Here is a 23831-nt window from a genome sequence, read left to right on the forward strand (position 1 = left end):
TCAGTCTTGAGGGCCGCCAATCTCATCCATGAAACCTTGCACGAACAGCTCAAGCCGCCGATGCCGCTCGGCCGCCAGGCGTACGCCCTCCCCGGTTTGAAAGCCCGAGGCCAGTTTCAGCAATTTGGTGTGAAAGTGCTCGAGGCTGAACTGGCGGTCCTGGTAGTCGCGGCCTGCCGCGCTGGGATTAGTGAAATCGTACAGGGCTGAGCCCATGCGCCCACCGACGTAGAAGCAGCGAGCCACACCGACCATACCGATGGCGTCCAGACGGTCACTGTCCTGAAGGATTTTTGCCTCGAGGGTTTCCGGCGCCAGGCCGGCTGAAAAACTGTGCGTAGCGACGGCATGAGCGACAGCGCTGATGCGCTCGCCGGGCCAGCCAAGATCGGCGAGTATCCGGGCAGCTTTTTCCGCAGACAGGGTCGAGGCCTGGGCGCGCAGCGGCGAGTTCTTTTCGACCGCGACGCAATCGTGCAGCAGCGTGGCGGCCAGGAGGATGGACAGATCGCCGCCCTCCCGGGCCTGAATCCGCCGGGCATTGCTCCAGACCCGGTGGATATGCGTCAGGTCGTGAGAGCCATCGCCGTTGTCCGCCGGCAGGTGCGGCAACAGCAGGTCAGCGAGGGCTTGGCAGGGATGGAAAGGTTGGGTAGTCATCAGCATTGGGTCTGTATACCGAAATCTGTGGGAGCGGGACTTGCCCGCGATCGAGCGCGAAGCGGTCGTAACCCGGGCAACACGATTCACCCGCGAAGAGCCGCCGCGCGGCCATAGATCAGCAACTCGCCACCGGTGGCGATCACCAGGCTCAAACCGGTATAGGAAAACCCGAAGGCACGCACTTCGGTCTCGATTGCCAGGGTATGAAACCTGGCGGGCCGGTTGTAGCGCGCGCCATGCAGCCAGGAACCCGGCTCGACCAGCAGCAGGTGCTGCTCAGGCCAGGCCAGGGTGATGTTCTCAACCACCCAGCCATCGCTGGTGCTGATCGGCAGGCCGCCGCCCTGGATGCCCGACATGCGGATCACCCGCTCGTTGAGCGGGCCGATGCCGCGGGTTTCCAGATAATGGTCGCTGCCCAGGTTGTCGGTGCGGTCGCGGGCGATTTTCTCGCCGCTGCGACAGTCGATCACACTGCGGCCTGAACTCGAAGCCACCAGCAGCCGCTCGCTGTCACGGTCGAAGCCGATTTCCAGCAGGCCGGCGACGGTGAACTGGCCAGTCAACCGCCACGGCGCAGGTGCGGGTGCAACCGCTTGTTGGCGGATGACCTGGCGCAACGGGTCGAGGTGTCTGCTGCTGGTCATGGTGCCTTCCAGTGCGGATGCGTCAGCCGATACACCCGCACCGGCCGCTCGTGAAACTGCACAGTATCGAAGGCATTGAAGCCGGCTTTTTGCGCCACGCGCAAGGAGGCAATGTTGGCCGCTTCAATAATTGCAATCACTACCGCCAGCCGCTGCTCGTTGAACGCATGCTCAAGCACGCCGCGCACCGCTTCGCTGGCCAGTCCCTGCCCCCAATAGCGTGTAGCCAGACGATAGCCCAGGCTGGCCTGCTCTACCCCTTCGACCTGCTCCGGGCTGACGCCGCAAAAACCGGCCAGCTCGCCGTTGGCCTTGTCGACCAGCGCCCATTGGCCCATGCCGTAGCTGGCGTAGCACTGCACGCACCAGTCGATAAAAGCCCCGGTCATCTGTTCGTCGCAGACACCGCGCACCGAGAATTTCATCACCTCAGGGTCGCTGAGAATGGCGGTCAGGGCGGTCAGGTCTTGACGCGAGAGTTCGCGCACGAGCAGGCGTGGGGTTTCAAACAGCGGCATGAAGTGCTTCCTTGGGTCATGCAGGCGCGACGATGCGCCGTCGCCCCTACAATCCCTGTCGCCAGCCGCCGGGTCAACCCTCCCGCGAAATCGGCACCCCCGCGCTGGCTTTCGGCCCGGCCACGGCCCAGGCAATCAGGCCCAGCACGGGTACAAAGACGATAAACACGATCCACAACATCTTGCGATCCGCCCGGCTCTTGCTGCCGATGATGCGTTTGATGGCCCAGAGTTCGACCAGGGTGAGCAATACGGCAAGGGTGATCCAGATATGACCGTTTTCCATGGGTAGCCTCCAGAGGGGTTCTGAAGGTTAGGTGTGCGCAGCCAGCCGGGGTTCATTCTGATTGCCATTGCGGGCCGGGCAATATCTGGCATCATCGCCTCAACCTGCCAGTTCGCGGAGCCGCGCCTTGCCCACCCCACGCCAGTTCAGCAAGAAATCCAGCACTAGTAACATGCTCAACCTCAAGCACCCCGAGGCTGCCTCGACCCCGGCGTACCAGGTGGGCTTTTTGCTGCTGGAGAACTTCTCCATGGCCAGCTTTACCGTGGCCATGGATGTACTGGTGACGGCCAACCTGCTCAAGAGCAACCTGTTCTTGAGCACGCCGTTTTCCCTGGGCAGCGAGCGGGTCACCAGTGACCTGGGCCTGGAGATTTATGCCGCGCACCTGGACCGCGCAGCGCTGGACAACCTCGACATGCTGATTGTTTGCGGCGGCCTGCGTACCCCACTCAAGTACCCGCAGCTGGACAAGCTGCTGAGCGATGCTGCCGCCCACCAACTGGCCCTCGGCGGGCTGTGGAACGGCGCCTGGTTTCTCGGCCGTGCCGGGGTGCTGGAGGGCTACAACTGCACCATCCACCCCGAACAACGGGCAAGCCTGGCCGAGCGCAGCCCGCAGTGCACCATCACCCCGGCAAGCTTTGTGCTCGACCGCGAACGCCTGACCGCCGCCAGCCCCAACGGCGCGCTAGAGATGATGCTGGCGCTGCTCAAGCTGCAACATGGCGAAGCGCTGGCCGAGGGCGTCGAGGAGATCCTGGCGTTTTCCAGTGCGCGCTTTCGCCGGGTCGACAGCAGCCAGAAGAAAACCATGAGCGCGCCACTGCGCACCATCGTCGAGCTGATGGAAAGCAACCTTGAAGAAACCCTCAGCCTCGATCAACTGGCGGCCTACAGCGGCCGTTCGCGCCGGCAGATCGACCGCCTGTTCCAGGCGCAACTGGGCACCTCGCCAAGCCGCTATTACATGGAACTGCGCATCACCAAAAGCCGGCGCCTGCTGCAGTATTCCGACCTGCCGCTGATGGACGTGGCGATTGCCTGCGGTTTTGTCTCGGTCTCGCACTTCAGCAAGTGCTACTGCGCCTACTTCGGCTACCCGCCTTCACGCGAGCAGCGGCTGGGCGAGTAAGCGCGGCGGTTGCCGTTGAGGCTCAAACCGCCCTCCACCACCAGCACCAGCACCGCCAGCCAGATCGCAATATAGGTCGGCCACTGCGCCGGGGCGATGCTGTCGCCCAGCAGCACCGCGGCGACCACCAGCAGCACTGGCTCGACATAAATCAGCAGGCCAAACAGGGTCAGGTTCAGCCGTGGTGCCGACAGCGCCTGCAGGCCCAGGGCTGCGGCGCTGATCGCGCCGAGGCCGAGCACCAGCCAGGGCAGGCTTGAGGCTGCGCCGGCAAGGCCGAGCACTACTCCGCCCTTGAGCACGAAATACAGGCTCACCGGCAGGCTCAGGCTCATGTCGAACCACAGCCCGCCCATGTTGTTGGTGTCGGTCACCCGGCGCAGCCAGAAGTACAGCGGATAGCCCAGCGACACCACCAGCACCGGCCAGGAAATCGCCTTGGCGATGGCGATCTGGTTGATGATGCCCAGCGCCGCCAGGGCACAGGCCAGTAGTTGCAGGCGGCTGATCGAATCCTTGAACGCCAGGCGGCCGACGATCACCATCACCAGCGGCATCAGGAAATACCCCAACGACACATCCAGGCCGTAGCCGTTGATCGGTGCCCACATGAACAGCCACAACTGCGCGCCGAGCAACACCGCCGAAACCAGGCGAATCGCCCAGAACCAGCGCTCTTCGAACAGGCGCAGGAATATCCGCCGCACCTGCGGCCAGTGCCCGCTGGCGATCACCATCAGGGTCAGGCACGGCACGGTCAGAAGGATCCGCCAGCCATAGATTTCGGCGCCGTCCAGGGGCGCGAGCAGGCTGGTGTAGGCGTACATCACCGCGAACAGCACCGAGGCGAGAACATTGAGCACGACGCCCAACGTGGAGTTATGCGCGGTCATTGCAAATTCCTTAATGAGGACCAGCAGAGGGTGATAATTTATTCCGCAGCCACTGATAAGTGCCCTCGTTTTCACCCCTCAAGATGAGAAATTTTTGCATGGACCTGGATGAATTCGACCTTGCCCTGCTTGCCGCCCTGCAGCGCGATAACAGCCAGCCCCTGCGTGAGCTGGCCGAGCAGGTGCACTTGTCTAGCGCCTCGGTGCAGCGACGGATCCAGCGCTTGAAAAAGACCGGGGTAATCCAGGCCAATGCCGCGGTGATCAACCCGGACAAAGTCGGCCAGGTGATTACCCTGATGGTCGAGGTGCACGCCGACCGCACCCAGTCGGCGGACCTGGAAGTCATGAAGCGTGCGTTCTCGGGACCTGAAATTCAGCAGTGCTACTACGTCACCGGCGACGCCGACTTTTTGCTGGTGCTGACAGTGGCGAGCATGACCGTATTCCAGGACATCGCCCAGCGCCTGTTTCATGACAACCCGAACGTGAAGTGGTTTCGCACCATTGTGGTGCTGGAGCGGGTCAAGACGACCTTGCAGGTGCCGCTGTAAGATCTGCGCCTGCCTGCACTGGCTATGTGGGAGAGGCGGTGCGGCGACCCGACTTGCCCCGCGATGGGGTCAGTTCAGCCTCCCCATCAGGTGGCATCTGGATTGCGACCGCTTCGCGCTCGATCGCGGGTCCAGCCTGCTCCCACAGCGTTGCGCTGCATTCAAATCCACTATGGCTGCGGCAACGCCTTGAGCGCTGTGGCCAACGCCTCGGCACTGGCATATTCCTTCTGCCCCACCACAACCCCCTGCTCCAACTGAATCCACAGCACCTTCTCTTCAGCCCCCGGATAACGCGCAACCACCTTGCCGTCGCGATCCAGCAGCACCCGGTAGCTGTAGTCACGCATGGCCGGGATCGCGAACAGTTTGCTGATCAGTGCCGGCATGCGCTGGATGTCGGCGACGAACACCGCCTCGCGTGCTTGCAGGTAGCCCTTGGGCTGCTCACCGACGGCGGCCTGGACCAGCTTGGCACCGTCCATGTTGCGCGCCACCAGCAGCACGCGGGTCTGCGCGTTGAGGCTGTAGGGCTGGTCGTGCTGGTCAAGCAAGGTAAAGGGCGCCAGGCGTTCGCCGACTTCGGCGGCGCCAGCCAGCAACGGCATCAGGCTCAGTAGCAGGGCAATCGCGTATTTCACAGGTGACCTCATTGTCAGTGCAGGACTGCTGATCCTAGCGTGGATGCGAGGGCTGCAGTACCCTTTGCGCTCATTTCAAGGAGGACCCGGCGTGCCAAGGATGCTGACATTGTTGTTCTGCTGTGCCCTGTTCCCGACCACCGCCTGGTCGGCGCTGAGCCTTGGCGAGTTCACGCTAGGGATGCCGCGCGCGCAGGTCGTGGAGCTAATGGAGCGGCATTTCACCCGGGTCTGGCTGATCAACGGCGTGCACTACAACGTGCCCCGTCAGTACTACCAGGCTGTCGACCCGGTACCGGGCATCGAACCCTACAAACTCGGGGGCGTCGAGGTCAGCCGCATCGAAGCGGCCTTCGACAAGGATGACCGCCTGCGCCAGGTTTCGCTGTCACTGGAGACCACCGACAGCGAACGCGCCATGCAACTGGTGCCGTTGATGCGCCAGGCCAAAGAAGCGCCGAACAGCAGTGGCCGCCACGACCTGCTGCTCGAAGACGGTGAACTGACCTACTGGACCAGCGCGTTCTGGGAGTGGACGGTGATCAACATCGCCGACAAGCCCACTTCGCTGGAGAACATCCCGGCACGGGCGCGCAGCGACGAGAATCAGCGCGCCAAGGCGGCCAAGCGCTGATCGTTCAGGCCAGTTTCTTCACTTGCGGCAGACCACATGGCAACCACGTTCGAGCTTGAAACCCTGAAGATGCGCGTCAATGACGCCGAGTTCGCAGCGCTGGACCTGCACCAGCGCATCCAGCGTGCGCTGCGCGCGCTGATCCTTGAAGGGGCGCTGTCCGCTGGCGTCAAGCTGCCGGCCAGCCGCGCCCTGGCCAAATCGCTGGGCGTCGCCCGCGACACCGTCGAGAACGCCTACGTGCAGCTGCAGCGCGACGGCTATATCGTCCGCCGCGCAGGCTCGGGCAGTTATGTGCCGGACAACCTCGGCGCGCAACTGCGTGGCAGCGGGCAACGGCGCATCAAGGCCGGGGCGCAAAAACGCAGTGATCTCGAGCCCGGCCAGGGCTTGAGCCTGCGCGGACGGGCACTGTTCGACAACGGCGGCGTCAGCGACCAGCAGGTGATCAAGGCCTTTGCCACCGGCCTGCCAGAAACCCGCTCGTTCCCCCTTGCAGTCTGGGAACGCCTGCAGCGCCAGGCCGTGAAGGACCATCGCGGCAACGTCCTGCTGCACGGCGACCCGCAGGGCAGCGAAGCCCTGCGCAAGGCCATCGCCACCTACCTGAACCTCGAACGTGGCGCCAAGGTGATGCCCGAACAGGTGCTGGTGCTCAGCAGCACCCGCCAGGCGCTGTTCCTGTGCGCACAAATGCTGGTGGATGCCGGCAAGCCGATCCTGCTGGAGAACCCCGGTTACTTCGGCGCGAAGAAGGCCTTTGAAGCGGCACAGGCGCGGATCGTGCCGATCGACGTCGACGCCCACGGCATCCGCACCGACCTGCTGCGTGCCGACCAAAGCGGCGCCAGTTGCGTCTACGTCACGCCGTCGCACCAGTACCCCACAGGCGCGACCCTGAGCCTTGCGCGACGCCTGGAGCTGATCGACTGGGCGGCGCAGAACGGCAAGTGGATCATCGAGGACGACTACGACAGCGAGTTCCACTACGACGGCCTGCCTACTGCCTGCGTGCAGGGCCTGGACAGCCAGCAGCGCACCCTCTACATCGGCACCTTCAGCAAGACCCTCTACCCCGGCCTGCGCATCGGCTACATGGTCTTGCCGCCGGAGCTGGTAGCGCCCTTCAGCGCGGCGCGCAGCATCATCGACGGGCACACCCCGCAGGTGCTGCAACTGACCCTGGCGCGCTTCATGGACGACGGCCACTACAACGCCCACATCCGCGCCATGCGCAAACTCTACGCCGGGCGCCGGGCCTGCCTGCTTGATGCGATTGGCAAGCACCTGGCGGGCGTCGTCACCGCCATGCGCCCACCGGGCGGCCTGCAGATCCCCTGCGTGCTCGAGCCAGGCTGGACAGAGCAACACACCATTAATCTGGCCGCCCGCGCCGGCGTGCAACTGCCCGGGCTCAGCCGTTTGTATGCCGGTGAACATAAGCAGCAGGGCTGGCTGCTGGGCTATTCATCGCTGACAGCCAGTGAAATCGAAACCGCAATCCGGCAACTGGCCAAGGCCCTCTGCAGGAGCGGGCTGGACCCGCGATGAGGCCAGCGCCACCCAAACATCTTCACCCCGCCTGCCCGTCACGCTCCTTGAGCAGTTGCTGGATGACTTGCTCCTGGGTGTCGTAGGCGCCTTCGCCAAAGTGCACATAGCGCACCTGGCCGCTGCCATCGACGATGTAGTGCGCCGGCCAGAACTGGTTGCCGAAGGCGTTCCATATTGCATAGTCGTTGTCGATGGCCACCGGGTAGCCGATACCCAGTTTCGTCACTTGCGCACGCACATTGTCGACTACCCGCTCTTCAGGGTATTCCGGCGTATGCACGCCGATCACCACCAGGCCTTGGTCGGCGTAACGCTTGGCCCAGGTGTTGACGTGCGGCAGGCTGCGCCGGCAATTGATGCACTCGTAGGTCCAGAAGTCCATCAGCACCACCTTGCCCTTGAGCGCTGCGCGGTCCAGTGGTGGCGAGTTGAGCCACTGCACGACGCCGGCCAGTTCCGGCATCGGCCCCAGTGTCTCAAGGCTTGCCGGCGTGCCGGCGAACAGGCGGTTGCCCAGGCCCGCCAGCGCCAGCAGCACGGCCAGCAGTGCGGCGATGCCCAGGGCCCGACGGCGATTTGTGTTGAAATTGATGTTCATGGACGAACCTCCCTGATCGATGCAAGGCCAGGACTTTATGCACATTTCGGCGACCGTCAGCAATCAACTACGTAGAGGCCTTGATTAGGCTCGCACACAAACAAGGCTATTACGTGTGCGAACCTGCGACACAGATCGAACGTGATTACTCTTCCGGCTCTACCTCACGCTCAACGCAACTCACACTGAACTTGGTGGGGTCCTTATAGTCAGGTCTGGAAGCACGATAGTTCTTCTCAGCCTCCGTAACGTTACTGCCAGATGACTCTTCGTTATTTGTTTGCCGCGCATCCGCCCCTTTGCCTCCGTTAATACTCAGGTCATAGGCCGAACACTCGAAGTCCTTGGCCCACGATAAGGCTGGCAACAATGCCATCACCATCACACCCATCAGTACTTTCGTTTTAATCGAACTCACTGGATAGCTCCTCGCGCAACGAGTGCGCAGTTGTTTGACAGCACTCGGAGGGATGTACTGACACCGCCGTAATGGCAGCAATCGCCAGGGTCCGACACTCATCATCAGCGCCGCAGTAAATCTTTAATATGCCCGCCTTCCAGTCGATACTACGGACTTCGCCACTCTGGGTTTCCATGATCCCCAGCTCGGCCGGAAAGCAGCCATACAAGGCAATAGGGTCACCAGTCCGATACAAGCTCAGACGTTCGCGATTGACCTCATTCATTGGCGCCTCCCCTGGCCATCCCAACGTAGGCATCATCACGATCTTGGCGCGATAGGGCTACTGACAAAAATGACAGTTCTAGCTGCCATTCGTCGCTCAGTTGCTAGCATCGTCCGGGCAGCTTCAAGGCTAAGCCTTACACCGCTTCAGGCCTGGCCACCAGGGTCACCCAGTAGCGGCTGCGCGCCTGTACCGCTACCGGCAGGCTGGCCGCCAGCAGGGCCAGCACCCGATCGGTGTCATCCAGGCGGAACGTGCCGGTGACGCGCAGCGTTTCCAGCGCCGGCTGCCAGTGCAGCCAGCCCGGTCGGTAACGCGCCAGCTCAAGCAAAAACTGCGCCAGCGGCTGGTTGTTGACACTCAGAACGCCATCGCGCCAGTCCGGCTGGTGGGGGTCGAAACGGTCCATGGCGCCACTGCCGTCGGCGGTGATAGTCAGCTGATCGCCGACCTGCAAGGCCAGCGCCGGGCCCTGGCGCGGCTGCACCTGCACTGCGCCCTGGAGCACGGCGATGCGACACTGCTCGGCGTCGCGCCGCAGGCACACCTGGGCCTGGCCGACGCTCACCCGGGCCATGCCAAGGTCAACGTGCAGCGCCTGGGCGCGGCTGACGCTCAGGGCGATTTCGCCTTCGACCAGGGTCAGGCGCTGGTGAGCAAGGTCAAGGTTGACGGCGGTTGCCGTGTTCAACTGCAACAAGCTGCCATCGGCCAGGCGCACGCCACGGCGCTCGCCCACAGCGGTGCGCAGATCGGCCCGCAGGGCCTGCAGCGGCACCTGCTGGCCAAGCAGCCAGCCGGCGGGCAACACCAGCGCCAAGGCCAGGCCTTGCTTGAGCAGGGTTCGACGGTTGGCTTCGGGACGGTCGAGGCTGGCCATGGCCAGGGTTGGCGGCACGTCCTGGAAACGCTGGCGCAAGCCCTCGGCGCGCTGCCAGATCTGCTCGTGCTGGGCATTGGCCGCGCGCCAGTGCTGCAGACGCTGCAAATCCTCGGCGCTGGCCTGCCCGGAATCGAGCAAGGCCAGCCAGTGCGCGGCGGTGCGCGCCAGTTGCCGGGCTTCGCGGCTGAAGGTGCGGCTCATAGTTCAACCAGCAGGCAATGCTCATAAGCCTGGGCCATGTAGCGTTTGACCGTACGTTCACTGAGCGCCAGGCGCTCGGCGATCTGTGCGTAATTCAGGCCTTCAAGTTGCGACCAGAGAAACGCCCGACGCACCGCCGCCGGCAAACCGTCGAGCAGTTCGTCCAGGGCCTGCAGGGTTTCCAGCAGCAACCAACGCTGCTCTGGCGAAGGCATCAGGGCCTCGGGCAGGCTGGCCAGAGCCTCGAGGTAGGCACGCTCCAGGCTGCGGCGCTTGTGGAAGTTGACCAGCAAACGCTTGCCAACCGTCAGCAGGTAGGCCCGCGGCTCGCGCAGTTCGCTCAGCACCTGGGGGCTGGCCAGCACCCGCAGGAAAGTATCCTGGCTGAGGTCGGCGGCATCCCAGCGGTTGCCCAGGCGCTGGTACAGCCAGCGCTCCAGCCAACTGCGATGCTCTCGGTAGAGGCCCTGCAGGGTCTGCTCGGTGGGGCCCGCCGCTTCGCTCATGTCAACGCACCTGGATGGATTAGACTCAAATGAGATTGATTCTAATTAATACTCTGATGCAAACCAAGCGCTATTACATGGCTTTTATCATCTGCCAGCGTTGCCGCACCTCGCGCACGGTGCTGGCCGACACCCCGCGCAGCTCGCGTGGATAGTCCACCTGCGGGTTTTCCTCGAAGCGCGTGGCGCAGAACTGGCCGTTGCTGGCACGCAGGATGTAGCCGCTGTCCTGGCAGTCTGCCGAGGCCAGGTACAACACCCCGGGCACAACCCACTCGGGCTTGAGGTCTTCGGGCTCGCCCTGCTGACCCCACATGCGCGTGCGCGCCACCGGCGAAATCGCGTTGACGGCAATCCCGTGCTCGGCGCCCTCGGCGGCCAGGGCGTTCATGATCCCCAGTTGCGCCATCTTGCCGGCGGCGTAGGCACCCAGGCCGGTTTGCGCATGGCGCAGGTACATGGCCCGGTCCGAGGTCGTGAGCACGATACGCCCGCTGCCAGACGCCTTGAGCGCCGGCCAGGCGTGCTTGCTCAACCACAGCGGCGCGTGCACGTTGATGGCCAGGGCGCGCTCGATGAATTCGCTGCTGCAGTCTTCGATGTTCTGGTAACCGACCCAGCCGGCGTTATGGATCAGCGCATCGAGGCCGCCGAAAGTGTCGAGCACCTTGCTGATCAACTGTCGGCACGCTTGCTCATCGCCAAGGTCGGCGCTGTGACCAATCACCTGGTGGCCTTCATTGCGCAACAGTTCGGCGGCGCCCTCGGCAATCGAAGCATCGTGGCCACAACCTTCGCGGTCGGTGCCAAGGTCGCTGATTACCACCTGCGCACCGGTTTGTGCCAGGGCGCGGGCATAGGCCAGGCCCAGGCCACGGGCGCCGCCGGTGATGAGTACGGTTCTGAATGGGGTCACAAGCAGTCTCCTGATGGCCGTTCAGCCTAGCCAGTCAGCGCTGCAAAGTTGAATACTATCGAACAGGGCCGCCGATATCCGTGGGATATCGGCGGCCCCCGGGCACTACTCGCTGCGGCGCGCCAGGCCGGAGACGATGGCAACCATCAGCAAGCTGATACCCCAGCCAACCAAAATTTCGAACCAGATCAGCAGGCGCACGAAATGCTTCCAGCCAAATGATGTGAACTCGTCCCAATAGCCTTGCTTGGGTGTCGGCACTAGCGGCGCCCAGTCCGACTCCTGCTGCAGGTCGACCAGGGGCATCAGTACATCCAGGGAATAGGCCAGGGGGCTGAAGCCGGTGTATTCCTCACGCAGGGTTTGGCACAGGTACCAGTTGCCTTCACCACGGTAACTGGCTGGGAGTGGACTGCCTGGATTTAGCTTGCGCCAGGCATCTGCGCGATCAGGCCGACATTCAAGATAACTGTCGCTTTGGAACACTATCGGATTGCTGGGTGCGAACACCCCTTTTTGCAAAGCCGCATACCAGTAGAAACCCCCGCAGAACAACCAAATGCAGACAAACCAGATCAACAGCTGCATGGGCCTGTAGCCAAAACCGGTCAGCTTTCCGTAAAGGAAATGCAAGCCTCTACCAAAGCCGGAATACAGGGTGCGGACCCAAGGATACCAGTGTGCCGCAGGTTGGCTGACATGGCCGATTTCTCGTAGTTTCTGTTCGTAGGCAATACCCATTTCCCGCGCTTGCTCGGTATGCCCCATTTCCCCCAGTACTTTCTGCAAATGCCGCCAGGGCTGCGGGCGAAAACTGCTCTCGGCATCCATCACATCCCCAACCCGCCGCAGGGTCGGAACTTGACGACTCAACCAATCAGCCCTGAACACAGGGCAAACAGGTGCTCGTGCAGAAAGGGCTTTATAGACCAGGCCGTTGAGCGCTATGTGTTCCCCCCAGCTATTCTCGTCATCATCCAACTCCCCTACTCTGGCCCCCACGAAAGAGGAACTGCAAAGCTTCCTGGCAATGTTACGCAGTGCCAGAGTGCCTTCTATCTGTGCGCCATCAAGGATCAGCGCTCGCCCTTGCTCTGCGCTCAGGCAAGCCCCCTCGCAATTGAAGTCGCCGGCAATTCTGGAACGTGAGAAGTTTACCGAGCGCCGTGCATCAAACCCTTTCCCCAGGTTGACTGTCCCGGTAATCACCGCACCGGAGGCAATGAGAGAATGCCCCTTGTCACCCTCGAGAACAGCGTCCCTGGCGATCAGGTCACCTTCAATTTGTGCGCTATTGAAGCGGACCAGACCTTTTGCCTTGAACCCGCTGGTGAGCAATGCATTTCCAGTCAATACAAGATTGCTGGCAGTCAGGGCAACGCCTCCATTGCCATCAAATTCAGCCCCCCTGCAGTTGAATTGCCCGATGATTTGCGCGGCAATAAACCGTACCTGTCCCACCATCACGCATCCATCGACCAGAAACACTCCTCCGCGGACGACTATTCCGTCCGCAGACAATGCAGTTCCGTGAGTAGCCTTCAAGTGGCCCCTGCAGCTCAGTTGCCCTTCGATACGCGCGCAAACCAGACGGACTGCGCCGTTCGCGGTGAATCCCTCACCGATGGTGATATCGCCTTTGACCTGCAGGCCATCGGCGCCCAGCGCATACCCACCGCGACCGTCCAGCCTGGCCCCGGTGAGCTGGAACTGGCCTTCGATCCTGGCCCCGAGACACCGGATGGTCCCCTTTGCATGAGCAGCCTGTGTCAGAAACAGGCTACCGTTGATGTGCGCAGAGTCCAGGATCAATGCTTCATTGCCCTTGCCGTCAAACTTGGCATTGGAGCAATCCAAGGCACCTTGGGTTTTCATCGAAACGCATCTGACCGTTCCCTTAGAGCGAAACCCTTCGCTGAAGTACACATCCGCATTCACGGCAACCTGATCGAGGACCAGGGCAACCCCGCCCTTGCCATTGAATCGCCCCCCTCGACAGTTGATCTGCCCAGAGACACGCGCCCCTTCAAATGACACGCAGCCACGGCTTTTAAAACCGTCGTCCATTGATAGTGCGCCCCGTACATCCACCCGATCGGCCAGCAAGGCATCAGCGCCATTGCCATTCAGGTCGGCGCCGCTCAAGCAAAAGCCGCCACCGATCTGGGCATCTTCAAGATCGATTCTGTCACTGGAGCGAAACCCGCTCAGATCCAAGGCACCGCGTGTGATGAGTCGGTCTGCCCGCAGGCCCGGGCTTTGACAGTTGGCCAGTACCAGCGTCCCGCAAACCTGGGCGTCGGTGAAATCCGGGGCGTGCTCAAACAAGCAATCCTCCAAATTCAGTGGATACGCCAGCGTAGTTCCGCTCAGATCCAGCTGCCCCTCGATGCACACGCCCTCAAGACGAACACCGCGTTCATGAGCCGGTGCAGCAGCATCCCCACCCAACAACAGGAATCTGAGTAGTTCTGCGCGTACGCACTGGCCATCTTCAGCACTGACAGGACGATGCTCGAGAATGCGGACAACCTCACCGTCGCGGCACGCTGCCAATAAAGATTCCTCCGCCGAGTTCAAATCGACGAAATCGCTCAGCGACCTCCCTGTAGCTTTCATCAACCCTCTCTCTGCACCGGCCAAAATAGACAGATGTTAGAGAAACCCTCGCATGCCATCAATATGACACTCTTGCGAGTGAGGCATAATCGCCAACTGCTCTGATTCAAGGACACGCTCCGTGATCGAAACCCGCCTGCTGCGCCAGTTCATCGCCGTGGCCGAGGAGTTGCACTTTCACCGCGCCGCCGAGCGTCTGCACATGGCCCAGCCGCCGCTGAGCCAGGCCATCGCCCGGCTTGAGCAGCGCCTGGGCTTTGCCCTGTTTACCCGACACTCCCGAGGCGTGGCGCTGACGGCCGCCGGCGCGAGCTTTGTGCATACCGCGCGGGCGACCCTGGCAACCCTGGAGCACGGCATCGTCCAGGCACGCCAGGTCGCCGAAGGCATCGCCGGCCAACTGCGTATCGGCAGCCTGGCGCTGGCGGGCTATCCGCTGCTGCTCAAGGCGCTCAAGCAGTTTCGCAGCGACTGGCCCAAGGTACAGCTGGAGCTGCAACAAGGGTCGTCGGCGCAGTTGGTCGAACAGTTGCTCGATGATCAACTGGATATTGCCGTGGTCCGCCAGTTGCCACTGATGAGCGAACGCCTGAGCAGCCGTTTGTTGCTGGAAGAAGAGATCTTGCTGGCACTGCCGAGTGAGCATCCGCGCGCTGGCGAAGCGGCTGTCAGCCTGGCGGATTTTGCCGATGAAGATTTTGTCTTCACCCCACAAGCCCTGGGCGCAGGCTATCACCAGCAACTGCTCGACCTGTGCCAAAGCGCGGGTTTTTACCCGCGCATCAGCCAGCAGGCGGCGCAGCTGCAAACGTTGATCAACCTGGTCGGTTGCGGCTTCGGCATCGCCCTGGTGCCGGCCGCAGCCGCCCAGGCCAATGCCCAGCCAGGGCTGCGCTTTTGCCGCTTGCGCGAGGCCAGCCCGCGCCTGGGGCTGTACCTGATGTGGCGCAGCGACGATCCCTCGCCGCTGCCGGGGCGCTTTATCGCGTTGACTGAAAATGCGGGCACTGACCTTCGAGCCGATAACGCAGGGTAACCAGCTGGCCACTGGAGTCCTCGAAGGTCATCAGCATCGGCGCCGCTTCGCAGCCGCGGGCCATGGGCGTCTGTTCGATCAGACGGGCGACATCCACAGATTTGCCGTAGGTAAAGTCCTGGATAGTGGGGACGCTCTTGCCGGTTCTTGCTGCATAGGCCTGCACTGCCTGCTCATGGGCAACCAGACGCGCATCCTTTACCTCTGGTGCCGAAGCCTGCGCGCTTTGGCCGGCCAGCAGAACCACTGCGGCCATTACCAAACCTTGCATGCGCTTCATTGGCGGATACCTCGAATGAAGTGAAATGACAACAGGAACAACGGTTTCGAGCTTACGCCGCTAATGGTATTCCAGCTACAAAGTGATACCGAGGGCCTGACGCAATTGCTCACCGCGGCTGTCAGACGCGGCGCTGACCAGGGCGTAGTTGTAGTCACCTCGCGACCAGTAGCGGGCCTGCAACTGGCCGTCGGTGCGCTCACCACTGGGCATGCGCACGTAGTGCTCACCCGGCGAGCGCAAGAACAGGCTGACCCGCTGACCCTGGGCGTCCTCGAACAGCAGCAGCGCCGCCGGCCCCTGCTCGTTGCTCAGCAGCCGCGCGCCCACCGGGGTGAAGCCGTAGGCCGAGAGGTCCGGCAGGTTGCCGACATGGGCAAAGTGCTGGCCCAGCCAGGCCTGCAGGCGCGCCGGGTCCTGGGCGCTGAGGTCGAGGGCCTTGGCGTCGGCGAACAACCGATGGGCCTGCACGGCATCAGCCATCGGCGGGTTACTGGCCAGCAGAATCGCCTCGCGCCCTTGCCAGCCGCCCAGGCCGCCGATGCCCAGGGTAACCAGCAGCACCGCAGCACTGGCCCAGCGCCGCTGGCGCCGACGGCGCAGCTCACGGCGTACGTTGGCCGGGTCCAGGCGCGGGTTGGGCGCCTGCCCGGCAAAGCCGGACAGCGCCGCGCGCAACTGGCGGGCATCGTTGCGCCAGGCCTCGACCCGCGCCGCCTGTTCGGGGTTGGCCGCCAGGTACAGCTCCACCGCCCGGCGCCGCTCGCTGTCCAGGCGCTCGTCAACATAGGCGTGTAATTCGTGATCAGACGGGATCAAGCTCATTTCAACCTCCGCAGCGCCGCGGGCGGGGTGTTGCCCTCGGCCAGTTCGCGCATGGCCGCACGGGCGCGCGACAAGCGTGACATCACCGTGCCAATCGGCACATCCAGGGCCAGCGCGGCCTCCTTGTAACTCAGGCCTTCGACGCTGACCAACAACAATAAGGCGCGCTGCTCGGTGGGCAACTGCGCAAACGCCGCCAGGCCCGACTGGGCAACAACGATGTCTTCGGTGTTGCTGCTCGCCTCCTCGCCACTGCCGAACCAGGCCAGCCAGCGCGCCTGGCGGCGTTCGCGGCGTTTGCCGTCGATAAACTGCCGGTACAGGATCGAGAACAACCAGGCGCGCAAGCTGCCCTCTTGCCGCTGTTGCCCGCGGCGGCTCAAGGCGCGCTCGACGGTGGCCTGGACCAGGTCATCGGCGCTGCTGGCCTCGCGCGTCAGCCACAGGGCGAAGCGGCGCAGGCGCTGAAGCATTTCGCGCAATTGCTCGTCGTCTAGTTCGTTCATTGCCGCAGTCTTGGCCTGTAGGCGATCAGTGTACGAGGCAGACGCTGGCGGTGAAGAATTATTCCCGGGCGTTGGAATAAATTTCTGCGACCGGCGTCGTACCGGCTCATTCACTGACCCGGATCACCGCCATGAGCACTCCGTTACACGGCCGCCCCCGCGCTCTGCGCCTGGCTGCCATTGGCCTCGGGCTGGCGGCCCTGGCCGCTGGCTTTGCCTACACCGCAGGCTGGATCGGCGCCGAACGCCTGAGCCCCAAGCGCTTTATCGACACCTTCGAAGCCCAGGCCGGGCACTATCCCGGCTACCGTAAGAATCACGCCAAGGGCCTGTGCGTCAGCGGCTACTTCCAGAGCAGCGGCGCGGCGGCCCAGCTGTCCACCGCGCGCGCATTCAGCCAGGCCCGGGTGCCGGTGATCGGCCGCTTCGCCATCGGCGGCGCCAACCCCCACAGCGCCGATGCCAGCGTGCCGACCCGTAGCCTGGCGCTGCAACTGAGCAGCGACGATGGCCAACTGTGGCGAACCGGCATGAATACCCCGCCGGTGTTGGCGGTAGGCACGCCCGAAGCCTTCTACCAGCAGGTACTGGCCATGACCCCGGACCCGGCCACCGGCAAACCGGACCCAGCGCGCCTGCAGGCGTTTTTCGCCGCCCATCCGGAAAGCGCCGCCTTTCGCCAATGGGCCAAGGACTACAAAGCTTCGGACAGTTTCGCCAACTCAAGCTACAACAGCATCAATGCCTTTGCCCTGATCGACGCCGCTGGTAAGGCCCGCTTCGTGCGTTGGAGCCTGCTGCCGCAAACGCCGTTCGCCGCATTGCCGGCCCAGGTCGATGATCGCGACTACCTGCAACACGACCTGCGCCAGCGCCTGGGCCAGGGCCCGCTGCGCTGGACCTTGCAACTGACCCTGGCCGAAGCCGGCGATGCCGTCGATGACCCCAGCCAGCCCTGGCCCGCGCAACGGCCCACGGTGAACGCCGGCACCCTGGTGATCGACCAGGTCGATGCCGCGGAGCAAGGCGCCTGTCGCGACCTGAACTTCGACCCGCTGATTCTGCCGAGCGGCATCCGGCCGTCCGCAGACCCGATCCTCGCAGCCCGCTCGGCGGCCTACTCGGAATCCTTCAACCGTCGCGCCCGTGAAGCCGCGCAGCTGGGAGCCCGCCCATGAAACCTGTTGCCTTCCACCCCCTGGCCCGCGCCGTGCACTGGCTGATGGCCGTGCTGATCCTGGCCATGCTGTTTGTGGGCGTGAGCATGGTCAGCGACCTGTCGCCGCGCCATACCTGGTTGATCAGCCTGCACAAGGCCATTGGCCTTGCGCTGTTGCTGCTGGTGATTGTGCGCATCGGCCTGCGCCTGAGCCTGCCGCACCCGCCGCTGCCCGCCGACGTGCCAGCACCGCAGCGCTGGGCGGCCAAGGCTTCGCACCTGTTGTTGTACGGGTTGATGCTGGCGATGCCGCTGCTGGGCTGGGGCATGCAGTCTGCCGGTGGCTACCCGCTGCCGTTGCAACTGCCGGCGCTGCTGCCCCACGACCTGCAGCTGTATGCCCTGCTGCGCCAGGCCCACGCTTGGCTGGCCTATGTGCTGTTTGCCACCGTGCTGGTGCACCTGGGCGCAGCGCTGGTGCACGGGCTGATCCGCCGTGATGGCGTGCTGCGCAGCATGTGGCCGGGGCCGTTACCCAAGGATTAATATCTTAATTATTTTTCATTCCTGGCCATTTCCACCCTAAAGAGGTCTATTCAAAAATAAAGATAATATGTTAACAATATAGGCAGAGACACCTGGCACCCGCCACACACAACAACAAGAAAGGTAGCCCTAATGCTTCTGCCCCGTTCGCTGACGGTGAGTGCCGGCCTGTGCGCCGCATTCACCCCCTACCTGGCCCAGGCCGAGTTCATCAAGGACAGCAAGGCCAGCCTTGAGACGCGCAACTTCTATTTCAGCCGCGACTTTCGCCAGAGCGGTGCGCCGCAGAGCCAGGCGCGGGAGTGGGCCCAGGGTTTTATCCTGAAAATGGAGTCGGGTTTTACCGAAGGCACCGTAGGCTTCGGCCTCGATGCCCTGGGTGAGCTGGGGGTCAAGCTCGACTCCAGCCGCGACCGCCGTGGCACCGGCCTGCTGCCCTTTGGCGCCAGCCAGGAGCCGGTCGACGATTACAGCGAGCTGGGCCTGACCGCCAAGCTGCGCGTCAGCAAGACCACCCTCAAGCTCGGCACCCTGCAACCGATGCTGCCGGTGGCGGCGATCAACGACGTACGCCTGCTGCCCTCGACCTACAGCGGCGGCCTGCTGACCTCGCAAGACATCGACGGCCTGACCTTGAACCTCGGTCGCCTGGAAAAGCAGAACCTGCGCGACTCCTCGAGCAACGACGAGATGAGCTATGCCGGGGTCGAAAGCAACCACCTGGACCTGGCCGGCGGCACCTACGCGATCAACCCGCGCCTGGCCGTCAGTTACTACTACGCACAAATGCAGGACATCTACCGCCAGCATTACGCCGGACTGGTCCACGACCTGCCCCTGGCCGAAGGCATCAACCTGCGCAGCGACCTGCGCTACTTCGACACCCGCGAACAGGGTAGCCACGACCTGCGCGCAACCTCACGGGTCGATGGTGGCAAGATCGACAACCGCTTCTTCAACGGCATGCTGACCCTGGGCGTGGGCGCGCACAAGTTCGGCCTCGGTTACCAGAATCTTTCTGGCGACGGCGATTTTGCCTACCCGGGCCTGGACCCTTATTCGGTCAACCTGGTCACCGTCAACGTCTTCACCAAGGCCGAGACCGATGCCTGGCAAGCGCGCTACGACTACAACTTCGCCGCCCTCGGCCTGCCGGGCCTGAGCTTCATGACCCGCTACGTCAACGGCAGCCATATCGAGACCGCCAGTGTCAGCGGCGGCAAGGAATGGGAGCTCGATACCGACATTGCCTACGTGGTGCAAAGCGGGCCGCTGAAGAATGTCAGTGTGCGCCTGCGCAATGCCACCTTCCGCTCCAGCGGCGGCTTGACCACCGATATCGACGAGAACCGCCTGATCGTCGGCTATACCCTGGCCCTCTGGTAACCACGGGTGGCGGCAGTGTGAAAACAACCCTTTATTAGTTTTTTGGGAATGCTTATCATCTGCATCATTTTTTCGGGATGCAGCCAGGATGAGCGCACCGCCGTCACCGCCCAATGCCGAGCTCGGCCAGCTCTACCAGCACCATCACGTGTGGCTGCAACACTGGTTGCGCCGGCGCCTGAGCTGCCCGCAGCGCGCCGCCGACCTGATGCAGGACACCTTCGTGCGCATCCTCGCCTCTTCCGAGGCGCTGGAGCTGGTGCGCTTGCTGCGTGAGCCGCGCAATTACCTGGCAACCGTGGCGCGGCGGGTGATGATCGATCATTTCCGCCGTCAGCAACTGGAACGCGCCTACCTCGAAGCCCTGGCCGCGCAGCCGGAAGCCGAGCAGATCTCCACCGAAGAGCAGGTGTTGATTCTGGAAACCCTGCGGGAAATCGACCAACTGCTGGCCGGCTGTGGCGCCAAGGCGCGCAAGGCGTTTCTGATGGCCAACTGGCTGGGCATGACCTACGTGGAAATCGCCGCTGCCTTGGGCGTGTCGCTGACCACGGTGAAAAAGTACCTGATCAAAACCACCGAGCGCTGCCTGCTGCTCGCCTTCGATGCCCAGCCATGACTGACCGCGAACGCCAACGCCAGGCCCTCAAAGCCGCCGCCCGCTGGCATGTGCAACTGGCCGCCGGCGATGCCCCGGCCGAACTGCAGCAGGCCTGGCAGGTGTGGCTGGCCAGCGCCGCAGAGCATCGCTGGGCCTGGGCACGGGTCGAGCAGTTGCAGGGGCGCCTGGCCAGTGTGCCGGGGGCGCTGGCCTTCGACACCTTGCAACGCAGTGAAGCCCAGGGCCTGCCCCGGCGCAGTGTGCTCAAAGGCCTGCTGCTGGCCAGCGGCCTTGGCCTCGGTGGCTGGGCCAGCTACCGCAGCCAGCCGGCGCAGCAGTGGCTGGCAGATGAGCACAGCGCCACCGGCGAAATCCGTCACCTGCGCCTCGCCGATGGCAGCCAATTGGTGCTCGACACCGCTAGCGCCGTGGACATCCGCTTCGACGATCAGCAACGCCTTATTCGCCTGCGCCACGGGCGGATTTTTCTTACTAGCGGCAAAGACGGCCGCCAGCGCCCGTTGCGGGTGGAAACCGCCGAGGGCCTGGTCGAAGCCCTGGGCACGCGCTTCAGCGTTGATCAGCGCGAGGCCGCCAGCCGGGTCGAAGTGTTCGAGCATGCGGTACGCATCAACCCGCGCCAGGCCCCGGCACGACGCCTCGAGGCCGGTCAGCGTTGCCAGTTCGACAGCCATGCGGTGCAGGCCGCGCAGGCCGTCGCCAGCAGCGAAGCGGCCTGGACCGGTGGGCACCTGATCGTCGAGGACTGGCGCCTGGGCGAGTTGCTCGACGAACTCGGCCGCTACCGCCCTGGGCTGTTGTCCTACTCCAGCGAGCTTGAAGGGCTACGGGTTTCCGGGACGTTCTCGCTCACCGACAGCGATGCGGCGCTGTCGGCCCTGGCCACCTCCTTCAAGCTCAAGGTGCGTCGTTACAACCGCTTCTGGGTCAGTGTCGACCTGAGTTGAATTTTTTCAGCCAGGGGGGTGCCTGTTTTTTTTCGTTCGTCCGCCTCTGTAGGAAATAATCTCATTTGCGAACGAAGAGGATTTCCATGCAACCCCGCTTCCCCCGTGCCCCCCTTCCCCAGCTGATTGGCCGCCATCTGCTGGCTGCCGCCCTGGCCCTGCCCCTGCTGCCCGTCACTGTTGCCCAGGCGGCAGAGAGCGACAGCGCCAGCAGCGGCCAGGTCTTTGCCATCGAAGCAGGTTCCCTGAGCCGGGTGCTGGGCAGCTTTGCCGCAGCCGCCGGGGTCAACCTGTCGTATGACGCGCAGTTGACTGCCAGCCTGCACAGCCCGGGTCTGCAAGGCCGCTTCGGGGTGCTCGAAGGCTTGAGCCGGATCCTCACCGGCAGCGGCCTGCAGGCTTACCGCCAGGCCGATGGCAGCTACTCGCTGCGCCCGCTGCCGGCCAGCAACGGTGCGCTGGAGCTGGGTGCAACCACCATTGGCGCCAGCACCTTGCAGGCGCCGATGGAAACCACCGACAGCTTCACCGCGCGCCAGGTCAGTTTCGCCAAGGGCGAGCATTCGCTGCGCGAAACGCCGCAATCGGTGACGGTCATCACCCGCAAGATGATGGATGAGCAGAACCTCACCACCCTCGAACAGGTGATGGAGAAAACCCCGGGGATCACCGTGCACGATTCGCCCATGGGCGGTAAATACTTCTACTCGCGCGGTTTCATGCTCGCCGGCCAGTACCAGTACGACGGTGTGCCGCTGGACCTGGGTGGCAACTATGTACAGGCCAACAGCTTCGCCAGCGACATGGCCTACTACGACCGCGTCGAAGTGCTGCGCGGCGCCGCTGGCATGCTCAAGGGCTCGGGCAGTTCCGCCGGCGGGGTCAACTTCATTCGCAAACGCGGGCAGGAAAAGGCCGCCACCAGTGTCAGCCTTTCAGCCGGCTCCTGGGACAACTACCGCGCCCAGCTCGATACCGGCGGCCCGCTGAACGAATCCGGCAGCCTGCGCGGCCGCCTGGTGGTCGCCGGCCAGGACCGCCAGTACTTCTACGACATGGGCAAGCGCGACGACCAGGTGGTCTACGGCGCCCTCGACTACGACTTCAACGACACCACCACCCTGGGCATCGGCGCCGCCTACGAGAAGCTCAATGCCACCCCCTGCTGGCAGGGCCTGCCACGCTACAGCGATGGTTCGGACCTGAAACTGTCGCGTTCCACCTGCCTGGGCGCGACCTGGAACAGCTGGGAAAGCCAGCGGGTCAACCTGTTCGCCGACCTTACCCACCACTTCAACGACCAGTGGCTGCTGAAAGTCGCCGCCATGCACAGCCACAACACCCAGGACATGCAGTACGCCATGACCCTGGGCAGCGTGCCGGTCGGCAGCACTTCGGCCAACAGCCAGCTGTACTCCGGCGTGTTCGACTACGACCAGCACGACTACGGCATGGATGCCTATCTGGACGGCAAATTCACCGCCTGGGGCCTGGAGCACGAGCTGATCGTCGGCGCCAACGCCAGCCGGGCCAAGGGCAGCGACAGCTACGCGCTGATCAATATGACCCAGCTGATGGGCGTGACCATGAACCCCTTCGCCCCCGACCGCGACATTCCCAAGCCGCCAGACAGCCTGTACCAGACGGCCTCCTACCGTGGCGGCCCGCTGCCGGTGGAAAGCGACACCCGGCAGATCGGCACCTATGCAACCTTGCGCCTGAAACTGGCCGAACCCCTGACCCTGGTGCTCGGCAGCCGGGTCAGCTGGTACCGCAGCCAGCGCGACTCCTACACCCAGGCCTGGGACTACTGGCAGCACGACCGCAGCCAGGAAAACGGCCAGGTCACACCGTTCGCCGCACTGATCTACGATCTGGACGAGACCTGGTCGGTGTACGGCAGCTACGCCGACATCTTCCAGCCCCAAGGCACTTACACCGATGCCCAGGGCAGCCCGCTGCAGCCCAAGACCGGCGCCAACTACGAGCTGGGGATCAAGGGCGAATGGCTCGATGGCGGCCTGAACGCGGCGTTCAACCTGTTCCGCACCATCGAGGCGCACCGCGCCGAAGCCGATTACGACTCGGTGTGCGCCGGCTCCTCCGACGGTTACTGCTACAGCGACAAGGGCAAGGTCCGCGCCCAGGGCTTCGAAGCCGAGCTCAGCGGCGAGCTGGCCGAACGCCTGCAGGTGCTGGCCGGCTACACCTACACCGAGCTTGAGTACCTCAAGACCAACAGCACCAGCCAGGACGCCACCTTCACCGCCAGCTACGTACCGCGCCATCTGCTGCGGGTCTGGGCCGACTACCAACTGGACGGCCCGCTGCAACGCTGGAGCCTGGGCGGCGGGGTCAATGCGCAAAGCGACAACCACTACCAGGACCGCGCGGCGAAAACCGAACAGCCCGGCTATGCGATCTGGAACGCGCGCGTGGGTTACAAACTGGACGATAACTGGAGCATTGCCGTCAACGGCAACAACCTGTTCGACAAGCACTACTACTCCAGCGTCGGCGCCCTGGCCTGGGGCAACTTCTATGGTGAACCGCGCAATTTCATGGTGACCCTCAAGGGCGATTTCTAAAC

At 63.6% G+C, this 23831-nt stretch carries 27 protein-coding genes; 11 read left to right on the forward strand and 16 right to left on the reverse strand.

Annotation, left to right across the window (positions count from 1 at the left end; all coding sequences use genetic code 11):
• The 4 genes from LOY37_RS16580 to LOY37_RS16595 form a co-directional block, all read right to left on the reverse strand.
• Window positions 1-660, reverse strand: coding sequence for an HD domain-containing protein (locus LOY37_RS16580; protein ID WP_258715300.1), 660 nt, complete (start codon window positions 658-660; stop codon window positions 1-3).
• Between the two features lie 86 nt (window positions 661-746).
• On the reverse strand, window positions 747-1310 hold the full coding sequence (locus LOY37_RS16585) for a hypothetical protein (RefSeq protein ID WP_093381389.1): 564 nt from the start codon (window positions 1308-1310) through the stop codon (window positions 747-749).
• Window positions 1307-1828, reverse strand: coding sequence for a GNAT family N-acetyltransferase (locus LOY37_RS16590; protein ID WP_258715301.1), 522 nt, complete (start codon window positions 1826-1828; stop codon window positions 1307-1309). The genes LOY37_RS16585 and LOY37_RS16590 overlap by 4 nt, the downstream gene beginning before the upstream one ends.
• A gap of 73 nt (window positions 1829-1901) precedes the next feature.
• A complete protein-coding gene (locus LOY37_RS16595) occupies window positions 1902-2114 on the reverse strand; it encodes a PLD nuclease N-terminal domain-containing protein (RefSeq protein WP_038995826.1) in 213 nt (70 codons plus the stop codon).
• A gap of 127 nt (window positions 2115-2241) precedes the next feature.
• Here LOY37_RS16595 and LOY37_RS16600 point away from each other — a divergent pair, with 127 nt between their 5' ends.
• The gene (locus LOY37_RS16600) at window positions 2242-3249 is read left to right on the forward strand and encodes a GlxA family transcriptional regulator (protein ID WP_213603958.1); all 1008 of its coding nucleotides are present in this window, start codon (window positions 2242-2244) and stop codon (window positions 3247-3249) included.
• Here the strand turns inward: LOY37_RS16600 and rarD are convergent.
• On the reverse strand, window positions 3213-4142 hold the full coding sequence (gene rarD / locus LOY37_RS16605) for an EamA family transporter RarD (protein WP_093381383.1): 930 nt from the start codon (window positions 4140-4142) through the stop codon (window positions 3213-3215). The two genes, LOY37_RS16600 and rarD, sit on opposite strands and share 37 nt — an antisense overlap.
• Window positions 4143-4240: 98 nt before the next feature.
• Between rarD and LOY37_RS16610 the strand changes: the two genes are divergently transcribed.
• Window positions 4241-4696 carry an Lrp/AsnC family transcriptional regulator gene (locus tag LOY37_RS16610; RefSeq protein WP_258715302.1) on the forward strand — a complete coding sequence of 152 codons (456 nt, stop codon included), beginning with the start codon at window positions 4241-4243 and terminating at the stop codon, window positions 4694-4696.
• A 170-nt stretch (window positions 4697-4866) separates the two neighbouring features.
• On the opposite strand, the gene LOY37_RS16615 is transcribed toward LOY37_RS16610, so the two are convergent.
• Window positions 4867-5337, reverse strand: a complete 471-nt coding sequence (locus tag LOY37_RS16615; protein WP_258715303.1) for an FAD/FMN-containing dehydrogenase — start codon at window positions 5335-5337, stop codon at window positions 4867-4869.
• A gap of 100 nt (window positions 5338-5437) precedes the next feature.
• Here LOY37_RS16615 and LOY37_RS16620 point away from each other — a divergent pair, with 100 nt between their 5' ends.
• Both LOY37_RS16620 and LOY37_RS16625 read left to right on the forward strand, forming a co-directional pair.
• A complete protein-coding gene (locus LOY37_RS16620; protein ID WP_258717204.1) occupies window positions 5438-5971 on the forward strand; it encodes a hypothetical protein in 534 nt (177 codons plus the stop codon).
• A 36-nt stretch (window positions 5972-6007) separates the two neighbouring features.
• Window positions 6008-7522, forward strand: a complete 1515-nt coding sequence (locus LOY37_RS16625; protein WP_258715304.1) for a PLP-dependent aminotransferase family protein — start codon at window positions 6008-6010, stop codon at window positions 7520-7522.
• A 22-nt stretch (window positions 7523-7544) separates the two neighbouring features.
• Here the strand turns inward: LOY37_RS16625 and LOY37_RS16630 are convergent, their stop codons facing one another.
• The 7 genes from LOY37_RS16630 to LOY37_RS16660 form a co-directional block, all read right to left on the reverse strand.
• Complete coding sequence (locus LOY37_RS16630; RefSeq protein WP_258715305.1) at window positions 7545-8123, reverse strand: thioredoxin family protein; 579 nt, start codon at window positions 8121-8123, stop codon at window positions 7545-7547.
• 145 nt (window positions 8124-8268) lie between these two features.
• The gene (locus tag LOY37_RS16635; RefSeq protein WP_258715306.1) at window positions 8269-8541 is read right to left on the reverse strand and encodes a hypothetical protein; all 273 of its coding nucleotides are present in this window, start codon (window positions 8539-8541) and stop codon (window positions 8269-8271) included.
• Window positions 8528-8809 carry a hypothetical protein gene (locus LOY37_RS16640; RefSeq protein ID WP_258715307.1) on the reverse strand — a complete coding sequence of 94 codons (282 nt, stop codon included), beginning with the start codon at window positions 8807-8809 and terminating at the stop codon, window positions 8528-8530. Before LOY37_RS16640 ends, LOY37_RS16635 begins: the two co-directional genes overlap by 14 nt.
• A 136-nt stretch (window positions 8810-8945) precedes the next feature.
• Window positions 8946-9893 carry a FecR domain-containing protein gene (locus tag LOY37_RS16645; RefSeq protein ID WP_258715308.1) on the reverse strand — a complete coding sequence of 316 codons (948 nt, stop codon included), beginning with the start codon at window positions 9891-9893 and terminating at the stop codon, window positions 8946-8948.
• On the reverse strand, window positions 9890-10399 hold the full coding sequence (locus tag LOY37_RS16650; RefSeq protein ID WP_258715309.1) for a sigma-70 family RNA polymerase sigma factor: 510 nt from the start codon (window positions 10397-10399) through the stop codon (window positions 9890-9892). The genes LOY37_RS16645 and LOY37_RS16650 overlap by 4 nt, the downstream gene beginning before the upstream one ends.
• Before the next feature lie 73 nt (window positions 10400-10472).
• Window positions 10473-11315 (reverse strand): SDR family NAD(P)-dependent oxidoreductase, encoded by an 843-nt coding sequence (locus tag LOY37_RS16655; protein ID WP_249744422.1) that lies wholly within the window; start codon window positions 11313-11315, stop codon window positions 10473-10475.
• 105 nt (window positions 11316-11420) lie between these two features.
• Window positions 11421-13934, reverse strand: coding sequence for an autotransporter adhesin family protein (locus LOY37_RS16660; protein WP_258715310.1), 2514 nt, complete (start codon window positions 13932-13934; stop codon window positions 11421-11423).
• 121 nt (window positions 13935-14055) lie between these two features.
• Here LOY37_RS16660 and LOY37_RS16665 point away from each other — a divergent pair, with 121 nt between their 5' ends.
• Window positions 14056-14970: a LysR substrate-binding domain-containing protein gene (locus LOY37_RS16665; RefSeq protein WP_258715311.1), complete on the forward strand. Its 915-nt coding sequence runs from the start codon at window positions 14056-14058 to the stop codon at window positions 14968-14970.
• Here the strand turns inward: LOY37_RS16665 and LOY37_RS16670 are convergent.
• The 3 genes from LOY37_RS16670 to LOY37_RS16680 form a co-directional block, all read right to left on the reverse strand.
• Window positions 14915-15250, reverse strand: coding sequence for a DUF2790 domain-containing protein (locus LOY37_RS16670; RefSeq protein ID WP_258715312.1), 336 nt, complete (start codon window positions 15248-15250; stop codon window positions 14915-14917). The genes LOY37_RS16665 and LOY37_RS16670 overlap by 56 nt on opposite strands.
• 75 nt (window positions 15251-15325) lie before the next feature.
• Window positions 15326-16075 carry an anti-sigma factor gene (locus LOY37_RS16675; protein ID WP_045194234.1) on the reverse strand — a complete coding sequence of 250 codons (750 nt, stop codon included), beginning with the start codon at window positions 16073-16075 and terminating at the stop codon, window positions 15326-15328.
• Window positions 16072-16581: a sigma-70 family RNA polymerase sigma factor gene (locus tag LOY37_RS16680; protein ID WP_258715313.1), complete on the reverse strand. Its 510-nt coding sequence runs from the start codon at window positions 16579-16581 to the stop codon at window positions 16072-16074. The genes LOY37_RS16675 and LOY37_RS16680 overlap by 4 nt, the downstream gene beginning before the upstream one ends.
• A 131-nt stretch (window positions 16582-16712) precedes the next feature.
• On the opposite strand from LOY37_RS16680, the gene LOY37_RS16685 reads away from it, so the two are divergent.
• From LOY37_RS16685 to LOY37_RS16710, 6 genes are all read left to right on the forward strand, one after another.
• Window positions 16713-17759, forward strand: coding sequence for a catalase family peroxidase (locus tag LOY37_RS16685; protein WP_258715314.1), 1047 nt, complete (start codon window positions 16713-16715; stop codon window positions 17757-17759).
• Window positions 17756-18286, forward strand: a complete 531-nt coding sequence (locus LOY37_RS16690; protein WP_045194240.1) for a cytochrome b — start codon at window positions 17756-17758, stop codon at window positions 18284-18286. Before LOY37_RS16685 ends, LOY37_RS16690 begins: the two co-directional genes overlap by 4 nt.
• A 132-nt stretch (window positions 18287-18418) precedes the next feature.
• Window positions 18419-19672, forward strand: coding sequence for an OprD family porin (locus LOY37_RS16695; protein WP_258715315.1), 1254 nt, complete (start codon window positions 18419-18421; stop codon window positions 19670-19672).
• Window positions 19673-19760: 88 nt separating this feature from the next.
• Window positions 19761-20291 (forward strand): sigma-70 family RNA polymerase sigma factor, encoded by a 531-nt coding sequence (locus tag LOY37_RS16700; RefSeq protein ID WP_258715316.1) that lies wholly within the window; start codon window positions 19761-19763, stop codon window positions 20289-20291.
• The gene (locus LOY37_RS16705) at window positions 20288-21241 is read left to right on the forward strand and encodes a FecR domain-containing protein (RefSeq protein ID WP_045194246.1); all 954 of its coding nucleotides are present in this window, start codon (window positions 20288-20290) and stop codon (window positions 21239-21241) included. Before LOY37_RS16700 ends, LOY37_RS16705 begins: the two co-directional genes overlap by 4 nt.
• An 86-nt stretch (window positions 21242-21327) precedes the next feature.
• Window positions 21328-23829, forward strand: a complete 2502-nt coding sequence (locus LOY37_RS16710) for a TonB-dependent siderophore receptor (RefSeq protein WP_258715317.1) — start codon at window positions 21328-21330, stop codon at window positions 23827-23829.
• Window positions 23830-23831: the final 2 nt, after the last annotated feature.

Source organism: Pseudomonas sp. B21-012 (assembly GCF_024749305.1).
Taxonomy (GTDB): Bacteria; Pseudomonadota; Gammaproteobacteria; order Pseudomonadales; family Pseudomonadaceae; genus Aquipseudomonas.